The sequence below is a fragment of the Pantoea sp. JKS000250 genome, from assembly GCF_003201065.1.
Classification (GTDB): Bacteria; Pseudomonadota; Gammaproteobacteria; order Enterobacterales; family Enterobacteriaceae; genus Pantoea; species Pantoea vagans.
Genome location: NZ_QICZ01000003.1, coordinates 1 through 17,741, shown reverse-complemented (window position 1 = coordinate 17,741; position 17,741 = coordinate 1). Strand labels below are relative to the sequence as shown.

Here is a 17,741-nt window from a genome sequence, read left to right as displayed (position 1 = left end):
CAGCACGGGATCGCCGGACGTTTTATACAGCCTGCTTTAACCTGAACGTCGCTGCATCAGCAGACTTAACGCGGCGGGCAGCACCGTGAGCGTCACCAGCGTGCCGCTGACCAGACCACCAATAATCGCCAGTGCCATCGGCCCCCAGAACACCTGATGGGCGATAGGGATCATGCCAAGTATCGCGGCACAGGCGGTCAGCAGGATGGGACGCGCCCGGTGATGGGCGGCCTGCCGTATAGCGTCACCAGCAGGCAGTCCGGCGCGGCTGTACGCATCCACTTCACTGATCATAATCACCGCGTTGCGGATGATGATCCCCGCCAGCGCAATAATCCCCAGCAGCGCCACAAACCCCAGCGGTGTGCCTGCCGGCAGCATCGCGGAGACGATGCCGGGCAGGCCAAACGGGGCCATGCTCAGCGCCAGCAGCATACCGAAGAAGCGTTGCAGCTGAATCATCAGCAGGACCAGCATGGCGCAGATCGTCACCGGCAGCAGAGCAAACACCGAACCATTGCCTTTGTCCGATTCCGCCACTACGCCACCTTCTTCAATACCGTATCCGGCAGGCAGTGAGGCGCGCAGGGCGGCGACATCAGGTGCGAGCTGTTGCGAGACCTTTTCAGCCCGTTGACCGGGTGCGATATCGGTCTGTACGGTGATGTAAGAGAGCCGCTGACGGCGCCAGATCACCGGATCATCCACACCCCAGTTCAGGGTCGCTACCTGGCGCAGCGGAATTTTCTGTCCGCTGGCATTGGTGATCATCAATCCTTCCAGCGTCTCCGTGTTCTGCCGCTCGGCGTCATTACTGCGTAGCACCACGTCAATCAGCCGGTTGCGATCGCGCAGAGTGGTCACCACGCTGCCGGACATCAGGGTGTTCAGCGCAGAGGCGATGGTGTCGGACGACAGTCCGGCGGCACGGGCGGCGGTCTGGTTTACGGCCAGCGTCATGACCCGTTCCGGCTCCCCGGCGGTGAGATTCACCTCGCGGGTCAGTGGAGAGCGGGCGATCAGCGCTGCCAGCTCACCGGCAGCCTGCCGCACCCGGCCATTGTCCGGGCCGGTGATACGATATTTCAGCGGCCAGCCCACCGGCGGACCCAGCTCCAGCGGCGAGACCCGCGTCGTGATATCACTGAAATCCGCGGCCAGTTTCTTCTCCAGCCTGCTGCGCAGCCGATCGCGTACCGCCAGATTCTTCGCCACCACCACCAGCTGTGCGATGTTTTCATTATCCAGCAATACATCCATCGGCAGATAGAAGCGTATTGCGCCAGAGCCGACGTAACTGGTGAAGTTCGCCACATCCCGATCGTTGCGCAGCATCTGTTCCAACTGTGCGGTACGGCGCGTGGTTTCCGCCTGGGAAGTACTGGCGGGCAGCGTCAGGCTGACCAGCAGTTCAGGGCGGTCTGACGCCGGGAAAAATTCACCCTGCATAAAGGTGGTGGCGTACAGGCTGACCAGCAGCACCGTCAGCGCTGCGCCAATCGTCATCAGCCGGTGGCGCAGAATGACCTCCAGCAGCCCATGATAGCCGCGCGTCAGTAAGCCCGGCGACTGGTGGGCTTTGATGCGCTTCGCTGACAGCAGCCAGCAGCCGGTGAGCGGCGAGAAGATGACCGCAACCACCCATGAGCAGAGCAGCGCCAGCGTAATCACCACAAACAGCGAGTAGCAATACTCCCCGGCACTGGAGGCGGCGAATCCGACCGGGATGAACCCGGCGATCATCACCAGCGTGCCGGTCAGCATCGGAAAGGCGGTGGTTCTGAATGCATACGTCGCGGCCTGCCACTTACTGTCGCCCGCTTCGAGCCGTGCCACCATCGCCTCGACGGTGATCATGGCGTCATCCACCAGCAGCCCGAGCGCAATAATCAGCGCGCCCAGTGAGATGCGCTGCAGTCCGATGCCCGCCAGCAACATGCCGGTAAAGGTCATCGCCAGTACCAGCGGAATAGCCGCCGCCACCACCAGACCGGCACGCAATCCCAGCGAAACAAAGGAGACAGCTAACACGATGACAACCGCTTCGCCCAGTATCCGCACAAAGCCGCTGACCGCTTGTTTCACCACCGAAGATTGATCGGCGACGCGGGTCATGGTGATGCCGTGCGGTAACTGACCGGCCAGTATCTGCATGCGCTGATTAAGCTGTTTACCGAAATCGAGCATGTTGCCGCTGGCGGCCATGGAAATTGCCAGCCCGATAGCCGGCACGCCGTTAACCCGAAAGGTGGGCGCCGGCGGTTCAGCAGGTTGCAGGCTGATGGTCGCCATATCGGTCAGCGGGATGAAACGCTCCCCGATATGCAGTGTAATCGCCTGCAGGCTTTCGACCGAGGTCAGCGTACCGCTGACCCGCAGCGCGATATTTTCGCGGTCGGTGCGCAGGCTGCCAGCGGGCACCACATCGTTCTGCGCTTTGATGGCGTCGCTGACCTGCTGTAAATCGAGCCCCATGCCGTTCAGCTTGCGTGGGGAAAAGGCTATAACCACCTGCTGTTCCTCTACACCCAGCAGACTGGTTTTGCCTATGTCGGGCAGACTGGCCAGGCTGCGGCGCAGGTTATCAACCCGATCGCGCAGCTCTCTGGCGGTAAAGCCATCCGCCGTGAAACCGTATATTGTCCCGAAGGTATCATCAAACTCGTCGTTAACCGCCGGACCCTGCACACCCTGCGGCAGTGAAGAAGCCACGTCATGCATCTTTTTACGCAGCTGATACCAGATACCGGCCACCTCGGACGGCGGCGTGTCATCGCGCAGGTTGACATAAATGACCGTCTCTCCGGCGCGGGTTTCGCTCTCAACCGCATCCAGCGACGGGATTTCCTGCACCTTCTGTTCCAGCACGTCCGTCAGCAGTTGTACGGTGGAGTTTACGTCAGCTCCGGGCCACCGGGCAGAGATCACGGCGGTCTTGATGGTGAACGCCGGGTCTTCATTACGTGACAGGCGTTCATAACTCAGCACACCCGCCGCCATTACCAGCAGCATGAAAAAGATGACCAGCTGCTGATGCGCCAGCGCCCAGCCGGAAAGGTTAAAGCCAGTCATTTTTTTCATGAGCCCTCCTGCGCCAGTGTCACTTTTTCACCGGGTTGCAGGGTGCCGACACCGGCGGTAACCACGCGCTCGCCTGGCCGGATCCCGGCAGAAACAAAGATTTGCTGTGCGCTGAAGCGGGCCAGCACCACCGGACGAAGCTGTAAGCGTGATGCCGCATCAACCACCAGCAGCGCGGGCTTGTCTGCAAACCGGGTCAGGGCGCTGGCGGGCAGGGCGATAACCGGCGGTTGCGCATCGGGAAGCGTGACGGTGACGGTGGCACCCAGTGCCATCGCCTCGGGTGGCTGATGCATTGAGATGCGCAGCCGCCAGGTACGGGTCTGTGAATCGGCCTGTGGGTTGATGTCACGTATCGTGCCACTGGCCTGGATGTCCGGATCGGCGAGCAGCGTCACCTTCAGAGGAGTCTGGTCGTCAGCTCGCAGCAAAGCAGGCGTTGTCAGATCAAACACCGCATCGCGTGCATCACCGGCTGCCAGCGTCATCACAGTCTGTCCGGCGCTGACCACCTGGCCGGGCTGAACCGGGAGGGCGGTAATCCGGCCTGCGGCGGGCGCAGTGAGCCGGGTCCAGCTGAGATTATCCTGGGCATTTTTCAGTGCTGCTTCGCTGCTGAGACGGCGGGACTGCGCGCTCTGCCAGTCTCCCTCGGCACTGTCCAGCTGGCTGCGGGCGATGGCTCCGCCGGGCATCAGCAGCCGCATCCGGTGGAGGTTAAGCGCGGCGACGCGTTCGGCGGCGCGGGCGCTGTCGAGATCGGCTTGCGCGCTGCTCAGCTGATTACGTGACTGATCGTTTTCCAGCGCGGCCAGGGGTTGCCCGGCGGTGACGCGATCGCCCAGCTCAACCGCGCGGCTCACCACCCGGCCATCCAGCCTGAAGGCCAGTGCAACCTCTTCATGGGCGCGAATTTCACCGGTCAGCACGCGTGACGCGTTGCTGCTGAGCGGCGGGGCAATCACCGTTTTGACCGGGCGGAGTGGGGCGGCTGGCGGGGCAGCATTGTTGTCGCGGCAGCCGGTCATGATGAATACGCCGAGCAGCACGAACACGATCGGCGCGAAAATATGTACACTGAAGAGATGACGCCACACCTGGCGGGCAGCATCCGATAAGAAGTCTGTCATAACCGGGTTCCTTTAATGAGTTGTGCTCATTGAACCCGGCCTGTGTCCAGAAACGTTCCATGAACCATCAAGAAATGGTCAAGTCAGTAAATTTATCCTGCCGGTAGCGTTATCCCAATCAGCAGACCGACGTCGGCAGGCAGCGTGGCGTGCAGCGACCCGCCGTGCGCCTCGATAATCGCTTTGGCGATCGACAGCCCCAGCCCGCTGCCGCCGGAGTGGCGAGCGCGTGAGGAGTCAGCCCGGGTAAAGCGGTCAAACAGCTGCGGCAGGAAGTCTGGCTCTACGCCCTGACCGTAATCACGGAAAGTCAGCGTGGTCGCCTTATCGTTCTGGCTGGCGGTGATCAACAGTGCGCCACCGTCGGCGGCGTAGCGCAGCGCATTTTCACAGATGATGGTTATGACCTGACCCAGGCGAAAGGTATCGGCGCAGAGCAGCAGATCGCCGGGTGCCATTACGCTGATGACGACACCCGACTCTTCTGCCTGTGGCAGCAGCCAGCCTGAACGCTCGCGCAGTAACTCAGAGAGATTAAATCGCTCGCGGTTGAGGGTAAGCTGCCCGGCATCTGCCAGTGACAGCAGATGCAGTTCATCGGTCAGGCGGCTGAGCTGTGTCAGTTGCTTCATGATCATCGCCAGCTGCTGCGGCTCGGCAGGGAAGACGCCGTCCAGAATGCCCTGCAGGCGGCCCATCGCTGCTGTCAATGGTGAGCGGAGTTCGTGTGCCATCGCCACATGCGAGGTGCGCAACTCACGATCGTAGCGCGCCAGCTGTTGTGTCATCTGGTTAAAATCGTCGGTAAAGCGCACCAGCTCCTGTGGGGCTTCTTTCACTACCGCCGCCGTCCGGCCAAATTCTCCTTTCGACACCGCACGCGCCGCCGTCGCCAGCTGGCTGAACTGCGCCGACAGCGGACGGGCGAAACGCAGCGCCATCATCACCATAAACGGGATGGTGACCATTACCAGGACCAGCACGGTCAGCCAGTCAGAGGATGCCAGCGAAGGATCGGAAAATTTGATCCCCCACCACTGATCGACAATCTGATGAAAGCGTGCCGGATCGCTGGCGGGATGATGGCGCAGCTGCGTGAACTCATCGAGCAGCGTGGGCGGCATCCGGTGGTAGACCCAGAACGCCTGCACCGCAAAGCGCAACCACATACAGGCGGCGATGAGGATCACGCTGCCGATAGCCAGAAACAGCACCCGGATGCAGATCCAGCGCCACAGTGAGGTATGTGTATTGTTCTTCATGGCTGTCTGAACCGGTAACCGACGCTGCGTACTGCCGGTAAGACGTCAGAGATGCCTGCAGCCTCCAGTTTACGGCGCAGGTTATAGACGTGGGTATCGACTACACGCTCCAGAGCATCGCTTTCCGGCAGACAGTGCTCCAGCAGAAACAGGCGGGTAAAAGGCCGCGTCGGGGCACGCATCAGCGTGACCAGCAGAGAAAATTCGGTAGGCGTCAGATCCAGGCGGCGCGGTGCATCACTGTCACTATCAACCACGGCGGTAAGTGCCAGTGGATCAACCACCAGACCCGCCCAGCGCAGCGATTCTGCGGCGGGCGCGTGACTCTGGCTGCGGCGCAGCACGGCCTGAACGCGCGCCACGACTTCGCCTGGATGGTAGGGTTTGACCACGTAGTCATCAGCGCCATAGCGCAGTGCGCCAATGCGGTCCGGCGCGTCCCCCATCGCCGTCACCATGATTACCGGGGTATCGTCACGCCGACGCAGCGCGGCCAGCACTTCGGTGCCGTTCATGCCAGGCAGCATGATGTCCAGCAGGATCAGATCGGGCTGCCAGCGTCCTGCAGTTTCCAGCCCGCCGGGTCCGTCACCGGCAATCATGACCTCATAATTTTCACGTTTCAGGTAGGCCTCAAGTACTCCCGCCGCATCCGCGTCATCTTCAATAATCAGTACACGTTTTGACTGCATTTTCGGATCACCTTGACTGTTTCTTCATAAATCCCTGGTCGTTCATTGACACTCGCCTCGCATACTCCGGCCAGTGACGCGGCACTGAATCCCTCAGCTCCGCACCTGATGTGATAATGAGGAAACGTGATGATAACCGGAAAAATAACGCTTCACATGGTCTGTTTTTCGCTGGGGTTAAGTGCCGCTACTGCTATGGCTGATGAGAGTCCCACGCCACCGCCCAGTCTGACGCTGGGCATTGCGGGCATTAATGCCCCGCGCTACAGCGGCGCAGATAAGCAACACTGGCAGCTGATGCCGGTTATTCAGGCGCGCGACGGAGCATTCTTTTTCGACTCGCAAAAAGGCGTTGGATATGACCTGCAGGCGGATAACGGGCTGTATCTGGAACATACGCTGGGCTACGGACTGGGCCGCTCTGACCGCAATTCATCGTGGCGCGACGGTGATGACCGGCTGAGAGGCATGGGGAATATCGACGCAACGGTTAACACCGCGCTGGCGGTGGGCTGGTCGGTTACCCCGTGGTTTGTGGTTGAGGGGAAAGCGACGCTGCCATTAAGTGACAGTCAGGGCGTGCAGTACCGGACGTCTGTAACTCTGATCCCCTGGCAGACCCAGGACGATACGGTGGCACTGCAGGTGGCAGGTCTGGCTGGCGATGCGCGTTATATGAATACCTGGTATGGCGTGAACAGCGAGCAGAGTGCTCGTAGCGGGTTTAAACGCTATAACGCCGCGGGTGGATTTTATGGCACAGACACCAGCCTGACATGGAGTCATCAGTTCACGCCCGCCTGGGCTGCCAGCGTGATCGGCGATTACACCTGGCTGGATAAGCACGCTTCAGATAGCCCCATCGTCGCCCGGCACAATGGCGCCTCGGCCACGCTGGCATTGAGCTACACCTTCTGAATAGCATCATGAAGAAAAGTGAGATGCGTAGCCATCGCCTGTTGCTGGCTGCGCTGATTCTGTTCTATCTGCTGGTTTACGTCCTTCTCGTCGTAGCGCTGAGTCTGTTTGATGCGCCGTTACAGGGATAAGGACATCAATAATAATCACTGCAGGGCTTATAGTTATTAAGTCATCCTGTTACCGAATAAATCAATGCTGATATAGCGGCTGGCAGAAAATAAAAACACCTTGCTAGTGAATGTAATACTGCTAATTAACAGGCGTGGTTTATAAATTTAAACTGAGCCGTTTCATCATTGGTAGGTTGTGCTGAAAAAAACAGGTGATTCAGGAAATGATCGTTTTTTTATAATTCATTATCTCTTATTTATTCCGGTTTCAATCTTGTTGGTGGATGTGGGGAATCATGGTTTTTTTCAGTTCATCAGCGCACATCCTGCTGTTTTTTAACGATATTTATTTTTTATATTAAGGGGTGGCTTATTTTTAATGCATTGATTTTACTTTTAAGAATTTCAGTTAATTCATCATGGGTGTAGGCCATTTTAATTCACAGATAACACAACGATAATATTGCCGTCCGGACTGGGTAAACCATTTTCCCCTGAGCTATCAGTATGTGAAACTTATAGAAAGTAAACCGATGAGAAAGAAAAAAAGCCTTGTACCCCATGACGCGGCATTCCGACAGTTTCTGGCAAATCCGGATGTTGCCAGAGATTTTATGCAGCTGCATCTTCCTGAAGAACTGCGTAAAATCTGCGATCTCGGCACACTTAAGCTTGAATCCGGCTCCTTTTTCGAAGACGATTTGCGGCAATATTTTAGTGACGTTCTGTACAGTCTTAAAACCTCAGCCGGGGACGGCTATATACACGTTCTGATTGAGCATCAATCTACACCTGACAGACATATGGCGTTTCGCCTGATGCGTTATGCGATTGCCGCTATGCAACAGCATCTTGCAGCGGGTCATAAAAAGCTGCCTCTGGTGATACCTGTATTGTTCTACACGGGTAAGCGCTCGCCCTATCCTTATTCGACCCGCTGGTTCGACGAATTTGATGATCCGGTTGTGGCAGAACAACTCTATGGAAGTGCTTTTCCGCTGGTGGACGTCACGGTTATTCCTGATGACGAAATCATGAAGCACCGTAGCATGGCCGCACTGACACTGATGCAGAAGCATATTCATCAACGTGATATGGCTTCGATCATTGACCGTCTGAGTACCTTACTGATGGCCGATTATCTTTCTTCACCCCAGGTATTGGCGCTGATACACTATTTAATGCAGGCAGGTGAATCAGCTGATCACGAAGCTTTCGTTCGCGAACTGGCACAGCGGGTGCCGCAACACGGAGATGCACTGATGACTATTGCACAGCAGCTTGAGCAAAAAGGTATCGCAAAAGGTATAGAAAAAGGCCGCGCTGAAGGTATTGAGCTGGGCGAACAGCGTGGAATGGAGAAAGGCCGCAGTGAAGGTAAGCGCGAAGCCACTCTGGAAATCGCTCGCGTTATGTTACAGCGCGGCCTTGAACGTAAAACCATCATGGAAATGACAGGCCTTTCCTCAGACGATCTGGCTAACATCCAGCATTAAGCCTCTGCGGATAAGACCTGATGACAACTTTTCATTTCAGGGAAAGTTGTCATCAGGTCTTATTGTCCGCCCGGCTGGCGCTGCAGGTAATTCCAGGTTGCACCCAGCATGCCGGAGTCGTTACCGTAGGTTGCGGCATCTATGCGGATATCAGGATCATATTTTGCCAGCTGCTCTCCCAGTTCCTCGAGGAAGGGTTCGCGCTCGGTAATTCCCCCGCCGATAAATACCCTCTGCGGGTCGAACACGCTGAACAGGTTATATAAGCAGGCCGCAAGATCCGCATAAAATTTATTTACCACCTGCTGCGCGGCGTCTTCATTACGATCGTATGCGTCAAAGACATCTTTACCACTGACATCGTCGGCAGGCTTTTCAATAAGCTGGCTGTAATTCTCCCGCAGCGCCGTCATGGTACAGCTCTGGCTTATGGTGTGGCGTTCTATATTGCCGCTGGTGGGACGCGACGTCAGCAGGCAACCAAACTCGCCAGCCCGGTTGCGTCCACCCCGAATCAGTGCGCCATTGCAAAAGGCCGCTCCGCCTAACCCGGTGCCTATCGTCAGCATCAGGAAATCGTTGAGCTTTTTCGCTTTTCCCAGCCACTTTTCAGCCAGCAGCGCACAGTGTGCATCGTTTTCGACGGTAGCAGGCAGGGACGTTTTTTCTGTCAGCCACTGGCTCAGATGAAACTGGTCAAAGTCACGTATGGTGCCGCCCATGGCAATATAACCAGCGTCAGCATCAATATAACCGGGTGTGCTGACGGCAATACCAGCACAACCGGGATTTTTCTCCAGCCAGGCCAGGATTTCATCAAGTATTTTATCGCGTGCGTTATGGGAAATATCAGCACTATCGCTGGTCAGAATATTTCCCTGATCGTCAATCACACCCATTTTTAAAGAGGTACCACCAATATCGAAAGCTGCAATTTTCATCAACGTTCTCTGAAGTTGTTTTCATTCAATTAATTGTAGTGCTGAAAGAAAAGGGCAGACGGCCAGGCGACGGCAATTTTGTCAGGAAAGGTACAGATTTATAAAGCTGATGCTGAAGGGCTGAAGACTGGTGGCAGACAGGAAATAACAGAATGCGCTGTATAGGCTGGATGGTGATGTGATCAGCGACGCTGCCAGTATATCCGGCAGCACCGATTGAGTCGTCAAAATGCCGACATTACCACTTACGTAGCAGAATACTGGCATTGACGCCGCCAAAACCAAATCCGTTCGACATGGCATAGTTCAGCGCGGCAGGTCGGGCTTTAAGCGCCACCAGGTCAAGACTGCCTGCTGCTTTATCGGGATGATAAAGATTCAGTGTTGGCGGAATAAGCTGATGGCGCAGGGCCAGCAGTGTGAATATCGCCTCAACGCCACCCGCCGCACCCAGCAGATGGCCGGTGGCGGATTTGGTTGATGAGATCGCGACCGGCGAATCATCGCCAAAAACGGCGCGAATAGCGGACAGCTCACCGTGATCGCCGACCTGAGTCGAGGTTGCATGAGCATTGATATGCTGAACGTCATCCGGGCTGATACCCGCCTGTCGCAGAGCTAACCTCATTGCCCGCGCAGCGCCACTGCCATCCTCCGGACCCGCCGTAAGATGGTAAGCATCGGCGCTGGTGCCGTAGCCGACAATCTCCGCCAGCGGCGTCGCTCCGCGTGCCTCTGCATGGGCCAGCGACTCAATGACCAGCAGGCCGGCGCCTTCGGCCATGACAAAGCCGCTTCTGTCCCGATCAAACGGGCGTGAGGCGTGGTGCGGCTCATCTTCATATCCTGCGCATAGTGCGCGCGCGGCTGCGAAACAGCCCAGCGTCACGCGATCCAGCGCCGCTTCGGTGCCGCCACAAATCGCAATGTCCGCTTCACCACTTCTGATTAATCTTGCGGCGTCACCAATAGCCTGTACGCCTGCTGCACAGGCAGTAACAGGCGCGCCGAGCGGGCCGGTGAAACCGTGTTTAATTGAGATATGACCGGCTGCCATGTTCGCCAGAAACGAGGGAGCAGTAAAAGGTGAGAGCCTGCGCGGACCACGCGCGTCGGTCGTGCGCACTGCGTCGGCAATCGCACCAAAGCCGCCAACGCCAGAAGCAATGATCGTAGCCGTGCGTTCACGAGCAGACGCATCTTCAGGATGCCAGCCTGCCTGCTTCAGCGCTTCTTCCGCTGCCAGCAGCGCAAACTCAATAAACCGCGACATCTTTTTTCGCTCTTTTAGCGCAATGAACGACTCCGGGTCATATCCGGCCAGCGGATCGTCTTCAATGCTAGGCACGCTGCCCCCCACTGAAATACCGGTTCCTGCGGTGAGCGTATCGGGCAGAACGCGAATACCCGATTCACCCGCCGTTAATCGCTGCCAGACGGTTTCAACGCCACAACCCAGCGGCGAGACGATACCCGCGCCGGTGATGACGATGCGTTGAGATGAGGCTGAATGACTCATGCGGTTGCTCCCGTAGTCAGTCCGGACAGCGAATAAAGTACTGCCGCAGAAAGGTGATGCGCGCCTGAAGCGCGATTAGCGAGACCCTTAGCAGAAGGGTGCGATATGCGAATGCAGGTATGAAAGTGAACAGACAAAGATAAGCTTAGCAGCATCAGGATCCTGAGCGATAATCAGACAGGCCGTTATCTTTGCCTTTGTGACTAATTAAGTCAATAGTCACTTCGTTCAGGGGGCAAGACTGCGTAATACCAGTGCGGCCAGTTGCGTGGAAGCGGCCTCAGCCTCATCGAGGCTGAACTGCAGTAGCACCGGGCTGATATAGGGTCTGATTACCCGATAGATAGCTTCTGCCGCATCGTCAGCCGGAGTTTTACGCTCAAACTCACCCATTTCACGACCCCTGCGCAGGATCTGCTGAATCAGATTCAGAATCCGCTTTTCGTAAGCCATGGCAGAGGGCCAGCGGTCGCGCGACGCGACAGCGGCAATGTCATAGAGTTTACGTTCGTGAAAAAATAGCTCAGTACTGGTGGCGGAAAGCGTCTGAAACAGCCGCCGCAGTTGTTCTGATGCACCTGGAGCATCGGCGATCGCGGTTTCAGCACGCGCTATGATCATCGCCAGTCGGTTTGAACAAATGACTTCGCCAATCGCCTGTTTCGATTCAAAAAACTTGTAGATATAGGCTTTGGAAAAGCCAATAGCCCGGGCAAGATCGGAGACAGTGGTTTTTTCGTAGCCGTAATGCGCAAAGTGCTGCATGGCAGCCTCGACAATCTGGTCACGCACATTGTGATCGGCAGGACCGCGCGTTCCACTGTCCGTTACGGATTGGGTCATTGTGATAGCCTGACAAATTGAAGGTGGGTGATAAATTCAGTGACCACTGTTATGGGTGGTCACATTTTAAGTCCTGCTGCGGCGAAAAGCTATGAATTGCCGCGTAAGAATTATTCTTGCAGGCCGCCAGGCCAGTTACTGCGTTTTATGATTAATTTACTGACGCAGTGTGTCGATGGCGATGTTCCATTGATTGAGCTTGTTGTACAGCGCCGTACGCGAAATACCCAGTAGCTTAGCGGACTGGCGCATATTTCCGCCCTGAGCGCGCAGTGTCTGCAGGATGCAGGCTCGCTCATTATCCTGCAGCAGACTGCTGGCAGACGTAGAGTTTTCAGCATCACTGCGGGTCACCATCGCGGGCGGCAAATCGGCGAGATCGATAATGTGGCTCTGGCAAAGATTGACGATTCGCTCGACCAGATTTTCCAGCTCACGCACGTTGCCAGGCCAGTGCCAGGCCTCAAGAGCGTTCATTGCTTCAGGACTGACCTGCGGAGGCGGTTTATTCAGCCGCTGACACAGCGTGCGGATAAAGGTATTCACCAGATCGGGAATATCGCTTTGCCGTTCACGCAGGGCGGGGATGGTCAGCGAAATGACATTCAGGCGATAGAACAGGTCACGCCGGAAGGCACCCTGTTCGACTGCGCTTTGCAGATCGCAGTGGGTCGCCGCGATAATACGGACATCCACTTTTACCGGATGCGCCGCCCCGATGCGCAGTACTTCACTTTCCTGCAGCACGCGCAGCAGGCTGGTCTGCGCCTCCAGCGGCATCTCGCCAATCTCGTCCAGAAACAGTGTGCCCCCGTCGGCCAGTTCAAACTTGCCTGCCGACCCACCGCGCCGTGAACCGGTAAAGGCACCATCGACGTAGCCGAACAGCTCGCTCTGTACCAGATCACGCGGCAGCGCGCCGCAGTTGACGGCGACAAAGGACTCATGTGCCCGGCTACTGGCATTGTGGATCGCCTGAGCAAACAGTTCTTTGCCGGTTCCGCTTTCACCGGTCAGCAGAACGGTGCTGTCACTGCGACTGCTGGCGCGGGCATCCTGAAGCGCCTGCTGAAGCGTGGGGGCCTGACCGCGTATCATATCAAAGGTATAACTGGCGCTGACGCCGAGAACCCGTCGCGTAATGGCGCGAATGCGCTGGTTTTCCCGAAGCGAGAGGATACGCCCGCCGTCCGGGGCCGGCATCAGCGAGACCAGACAGGAGACGCTGTGCCTGCCATCAGGGCGGAAAACCATCTCACGGTCATTGCAGCAGGGCAGGGTAAGCAGCGAACCAGACTGAGGTTGCAGCAGCTGGTCAATCGAAGCGTTACCGGCATCAAGACCGGCAAAGATCTGACGCGCATAGCGATTCAGCGTTTTGATGCGTCCCTCGCGGTCGCAGACCACCACGCCTTCATTCAGGTTTTCCAGTATCGACTGCTGCTCGGCCAGCAGGCGGCGCAGCGTCAGCTGCTGGCCGATCGCCTCTGCGGCGGCCTGTACCGTTCCCAGCGTATGAGCATTGAAGTTGTCAGGAGTGGCGGTCAGCGTCAGCACGCCAGTCATCTGACCGCTGGCATCCCGGATGGGCGCTGCGGCACACTGCCGGTTACGTTTACGCAGTGCGGTTTTCCAGTTTTCCCCACTCAGCACGTATACCAGCCGCTGCTCGCGCAGGCAGCGCGCGGTGCAGTTCGTGCCCAGAATTTCCTCACGCAGAACGCTGCCAACCGGCGTCAGGTCGCTGCCGCAGAAGCTCAGCACAACGCCCTGAGCATCGGTCAGATTAATGTGTCCATCGGGATTATAGGCCAGCAGATTCTCCATCACGCTATGAGCCACGGCGATCAGCTCGCTGTGATGACTCAGGATAGCGGCCAGCTCTGACGGGGCGACCGGGGTGTAGCAGAAGTGCGTCGGATCGATGTGATGCTCGCGTGAGCGTGCCCAGGATTGCAGAATACTGCGGCGGATCCAGTGTGGCTTTTCACCCTGGATAAACGCCTGCCAGCCGCGCACCAGCTGTGTTTCCCACTGTGCCGCGTCACTGCTGTCCGGCAGGCTGAATATGGCGTCGCTCTCTTCTTTATTTGGCAATAAATCATGCAGCGATTGCATTCCACTCTCCCGACGTCGATGAAATGTCCATTTTAATGACATGTTAAGTTGACATGTACATTTTACTTTCAGTTATGAAGAGGCTTCTGCGAGCGCGTTCACAGAAACACCTGCTTAAAAACTGGCATCCGCTTTGCAACGCTGTTGATAACGCTCACCGGTTAAAAACAACCTGAAAGTTAAGCGGTTATGCGTAAACAAAATCTGAAGTTACTGCTGTTTATCTGACTTACGGCATGACAGAACAGCACGACCTCAGGCTTTGATATCCCGATGTTGTCCGGCGTCACTGAGTCCTGAACGGAACATCCGGCACTGACGGGCCGGCAAAATGGATGGCGCGTTTTGCCGGAACGCACTGAGCCAATGATGCGTTCAGAATCCGGTCGTTTTGCTGCTGAAGTGCAGCCGAACTCCGAACCCTACCCAGCTCTGACGGGCTGACAATAAATGACAGGAGCAGTTATGAGTCTTAAAACGGTACGAGTGGGATTGATTGGCGCTGGCCGCATGGGCAGTTTTCATGCAGAAAACCTGGCGCTACGGGTGCCCGGCGCCCGGCTGACAGCCGTTGCCGATCTGCAGCCTGGCGCAGCGCAGCAACTGGCGGATGGGCTGGGAGTGGAGAAAGCCTATACCGATATCCAGGCGTTGCTTAATGACAGTGAAATAGATGCTGTTGCTATTGCTACACCCGCCCGCACGCATGCTGAACTGGTGATCGCCGCCGCGCAGGCGGGCAAACATATTTTCTGCGAAAAACCGATGGCGGTGACGCTGCAGGAAGCCGATCGGGCTATCGCTGCCGCTGAGGACGCGGGCGTCGTGTTGCAGGTCGGGTTCAATCGTCGGTTCAGTAGGGGCTTCGCCGCAGCCATTGAAGCGATCAGGGCGGGCAACAATGGCACCACCCAGTTAAGCCGCTCTGTGACCCGAGATCCAGGCCTGCGCGATCCGGCCCCGATCCCGCAATGGACCATCTTTCTTGAAACCCTGATCCATGATTTTGACACTCTGCTGCACTTTAATCCGGGGGCGCGACCTGTCGAAGTCTATGCGCTGGCTGATGCACTTGTACGGCCTGATTTTAAAGATAAAGGGTTACTTGATACCTCGGTGGTGACAATTCGCTTTGATAACGGAGCGATAGCCACGGCGGAAGCCAGCTTCCAGGCCGTTTACGGCTATGACGTTCGCGGCGAAGTGTTTGGCAGTAAAGGCATGCTGCAGACAGGCAATATCAATCAGGATAACTGCGTACGCTATCACGCCGACGGTATTGCAATCGCCACCTCCCGGCTGGATACCGATCTACTGCGTGAGGCATATGTTGCTGAAATAACAGAGTTTGCGCGCGCAATTCTGCACGGTGATAAACCGCGTGCGACCGGCACCGATGCGCGCAACGCGCTGGAAATTGCGCTGGCCTGCATTGAATCAGTCAGACAACGTAAACCCATTCTGCTGGGAGCACGCTAATGGCCGGTTATCAGCTGTCAGTCTGTGCCGAGATGGTGTTTCTCGATCTGCCCATTATCGCGCGTGTGGAAAAGATCCATGCGCTGGGATTTGGGGTGGAGATCTGGAACTGGGCTAATAAAGATATCGACGCGCTGGTGGCAACAGGCGCACGTTTTACCTCCATGACAGGCTACCTCACCGGGAACCTGACCGATGATAATGAAATTGCGCAGCTACTGCAAAGCGCAGAAACCTCACTGGCGGTTGCAGAACGTCTGAACTGCCCGCGACTGAATCTGCATGGCACCGGACTGGATGCCAGCGGCCAGGCGGTTCGTCCGATTGAGTTAGTGACCGGCGAGATGTGGCTTAAAGCGGCCGACACCCTGCGCCGTGTGGCTGCACTGGGCGAACAAGCCGGTCGGGTTTTTACCCTCGAAAACCTCAATCTGGCGGTGGATCATCCGGGTACGCCATTTGCGCGAGCTGCCGATACGCTGGCTCTGGTCGAAGCGGTCAGCAGCCCGGCTCTGAAGATGAACCTTGACCTCTATCATGCGCAGATTGGAGAGGGAAATCTGATCGCGCTTATCCGCCGCTGTGGTGACGCCATCGGGGAGATTCAGGTAGCCGATGTGCCGGGCCGGATGCAGCCGGGCACTGGAGAAATTAACTATCGTGCCATCGCCCGTACGCTGAATCACATGGGCTACAGCGGCGTTATTGCGCTGGAGGGTTGGGCCGCAGGTGACAGCGAAACCGCGCTGGCGCAGTTCCGCGATCATTTTACGTTATAAGCGATTCCACCGGGTATTTGCCTGTTGCCCGGTGGTTTACTCAATAAAAATTACCCTACAGGAATACACGATGAAAACCAGAATGTTGTTAGCACTGCTGCTCAGCCTGCTGATTAGCGTTACTGCCTGGGCGAAAACACCAAAAATCGGGGTTGCACTGGCGAATTTCGACCTTAACTTCGTCTCAATTCTGAGAACACAGATGGTGGGTGAGATAAAGGCGCTGAATATGGAGGGGCAGTTTGTCGATGCCAAAGGTGATGTTGCGCTTCAGGTTCAGCAGGTTGAGGATTTTATCAATCAGGGCGTGGATGCAATTATTCTTAATCCGGTTGATACGCAGGGCGTACTGCCGATGGTGAAAGCGGCAGAAGCCGCAGGCATTCCGCTGGTGTTTGTTAACCGCAAGCCGGAAGTGAAACTGCCGGTCAATATGGCCTATGTCGGTTCGGACTCTGCTCTGGGAGGTGAGATGCAGATGGAGGCGCTGGCAAAACAGATGAACTACCGTGGCAATGTCGCTATTTTAATGGGTGCATTATCGAACGAAGAAGCGCGTGAACGGACACGCGCTGTTGAAGCCGTGATCGCTAAATATAAGCAGATGGCGGTGATTGAAAAACAGACCGCACGCTGGCAGCGCAATGAAGCGGTAGACGTGGTGTCGGGATGGCTGCTTAATCAGCGACCCATTGATGCGATTGCTGCAAATAATGATGAAATGGCCATCGGCGCGATCATGGCGCTGAGTCAGGCGAAAAACAGTCACATTCTGGTCGCCGGAATTGATGGTACGCCCGACGGTCAGCAGTTTGTTAAAAATGGAAAGATGACGCTGACAATTTTCCAGGATGCTAAGGGGCAGGCGACAGGAGCGGTTAAGATCGTTAAGGCATTGCTGGATAAACAGAAAGTCGACCCGTTGAACTGGATCCCCTATAAGACCATCACGCAGGCTAATTACCCGGCGTTTGCCGCAGAGAATCAGCCCTGAAAGCCGGAATTAATCACGAGAACGATGCGGCAGGCTGCAGATCTTCATGCCTGTCGCATTTTAATGCCAGTTAAACGTCACCTCTATGCGTTGATTGATTCAGGACTCATTCGTGCTTCTTGAGATCAGCTGAATTATACTGTCGGAAATGAGCGCAAATTCAGTGATTTCTTAATGATTTACATTATCGATGACCAGATTAACTACAATTCAGATGATTGTACGCTGAGCCATATTCCTACTCAGGACACGCTGAGTCTGAGTATTTCATCGGGCCGGCTGTTTGAGCAGTTACTGAATTCCCAGGGAGAAATACTGGCGCGCGAAACCCTGCTGACCGAAGTCTGGGATAAATATGGGCTGCGTGGATCAAACA

Annotated in this window: 14 protein-coding genes and 1 pseudogene; 7 read left to right on the top strand and 8 right to left on the bottom strand. The window is 56.4% G+C overall.

The window, feature by feature from the left end; genetic code table 11:
• Positions 1-36: 36 nt before the first annotated feature.
• The 4 genes from BY447_RS22400 to BY447_RS22385 form a co-directional block, all read right to left on the bottom strand.
• Positions 37-3,081 carry an efflux RND transporter permease subunit gene (locus tag BY447_RS22400; protein ID WP_110332308.1) on the bottom strand — a complete coding sequence of 1,015 codons (3,045 nt, stop codon included), beginning with the start codon at positions 3,079-3,081 and terminating at the stop codon, positions 37-39.
• A complete protein-coding gene (locus BY447_RS22395) occupies positions 3,078-4,211 on the bottom strand; it encodes an efflux RND transporter periplasmic adaptor subunit (RefSeq protein WP_110332307.1) in 1,134 nt (377 codons plus the stop codon). The genes BY447_RS22400 and BY447_RS22395 overlap by 4 nt, the downstream gene beginning before the upstream one ends.
• Positions 4,212-4,303: 92 nt before the next feature.
• Complete coding sequence (locus BY447_RS22390) at positions 4,304-5,473, bottom strand: sensor histidine kinase (protein WP_110332306.1); 1,170 nt, start codon at positions 5,471-5,473, stop codon at positions 4,304-4,306.
• Complete coding sequence (locus BY447_RS22385; RefSeq protein WP_033785233.1) at positions 5,470-6,165, bottom strand: response regulator; 696 nt, start codon at positions 6,163-6,165, stop codon at positions 5,470-5,472. Before BY447_RS22385 ends, BY447_RS22390 begins: the two co-directional genes overlap by 4 nt.
• 129 nt (positions 6,166-6,294) lie before the next feature.
• Between BY447_RS22385 and BY447_RS22380 the strand changes: the two genes are divergently transcribed.
• The 3 genes from BY447_RS22380 (at position 6,295) to BY447_RS22375 (ending at position 8,692) form a co-directional block, all read left to right on the top strand.
• Entirely contained in the window at positions 6,295-7,083 is a 789-nt protein-coding gene (locus BY447_RS22380; protein ID WP_110332305.1) for a MipA/OmpV family protein, read from the top strand.
• Between the two features lie 8 nt (positions 7,084-7,091).
• Complete coding sequence (locus BY447_RS23600) at positions 7,092-7,214, top strand: hypothetical protein (protein WP_323859540.1); 123 nt, start codon at positions 7,092-7,094, stop codon at positions 7,212-7,214.
• Between the two features lie 515 nt (positions 7,215-7,729).
• Positions 7,730-8,692, top strand: coding sequence for an Rpn family recombination-promoting nuclease/putative transposase (locus BY447_RS22375; protein WP_110332304.1), 963 nt, complete (start codon positions 7,730-7,732; stop codon positions 8,690-8,692).
• A 59-nt stretch (positions 8,693-8,751) separates the two neighbouring features.
• Here BY447_RS22375 and BY447_RS22370 read toward each other — a convergent pair whose 3' ends face one another.
• The 4 genes from BY447_RS22370 to BY447_RS22355 all read right to left on the bottom strand — a co-directional run bounded on the left by BY447_RS22370 (position 8,752) and on the right by BY447_RS22355 (position 14,113).
• A complete protein-coding gene (locus tag BY447_RS22370; RefSeq protein WP_110332303.1) occupies positions 8,752-9,633 on the bottom strand; it encodes an ROK family protein in 882 nt (293 codons plus the stop codon).
• Between the two features lie 238 nt (positions 9,634-9,871).
• Complete coding sequence (fabF, locus tag BY447_RS22365; RefSeq protein ID WP_110332302.1) at positions 9,872-11,152, bottom strand: beta-ketoacyl-ACP synthase II; 1,281 nt, start codon at positions 11,150-11,152, stop codon at positions 9,872-9,874.
• Positions 11,153-11,380: 228 nt separating this feature from the next.
• Positions 11,381-11,995 carry a TetR/AcrR family transcriptional regulator gene (locus tag BY447_RS22360; RefSeq protein WP_110332301.1) on the bottom strand — a complete coding sequence of 205 codons (615 nt, stop codon included), beginning with the start codon at positions 11,993-11,995 and terminating at the stop codon, positions 11,381-11,383.
• 156 nt (positions 11,996-12,151) lie between these two features.
• Positions 12,152-14,113 (bottom strand): sigma-54-dependent Fis family transcriptional regulator, encoded by a 1,962-nt coding sequence (locus BY447_RS22355; protein WP_110332300.1) that lies wholly within the window; start codon positions 14,111-14,113, stop codon positions 12,152-12,154.
• Positions 14,114-14,578: 465 nt separating this feature from the next.
• On the opposite strand from BY447_RS22355, the gene BY447_RS22350 reads away from it, so the two are divergent.
• The 4 genes and pseudogenes from BY447_RS22350 to BY447_RS22335 form a co-directional block, all read left to right on the top strand.
• Entirely contained in the window at positions 14,579-15,592 is a 1,014-nt protein-coding gene (locus BY447_RS22350; RefSeq protein WP_110332299.1) for a Gfo/Idh/MocA family oxidoreductase, read from the top strand.
• Entirely contained in the window at positions 15,592-16,371 is a 780-nt protein-coding gene (locus tag BY447_RS22345) for a TIM barrel protein (RefSeq protein ID WP_110332298.1), read from the top strand. The genes BY447_RS22350 and BY447_RS22345 overlap by 1 nt, the downstream gene beginning before the upstream one ends.
• 70 nt (positions 16,372-16,441) lie before the next feature.
• A complete protein-coding gene (locus tag BY447_RS22340; RefSeq protein WP_013356593.1) occupies positions 16,442-17,365 on the top strand; it encodes a substrate-binding domain-containing protein in 924 nt (307 codons plus the stop codon).
• A 174-nt stretch (positions 17,366-17,539) separates the two neighbouring features.
• Positions 17,540-17,741, top strand: a pseudogene (locus tag BY447_RS22335) (transcriptional regulator); the annotation flags it as partial.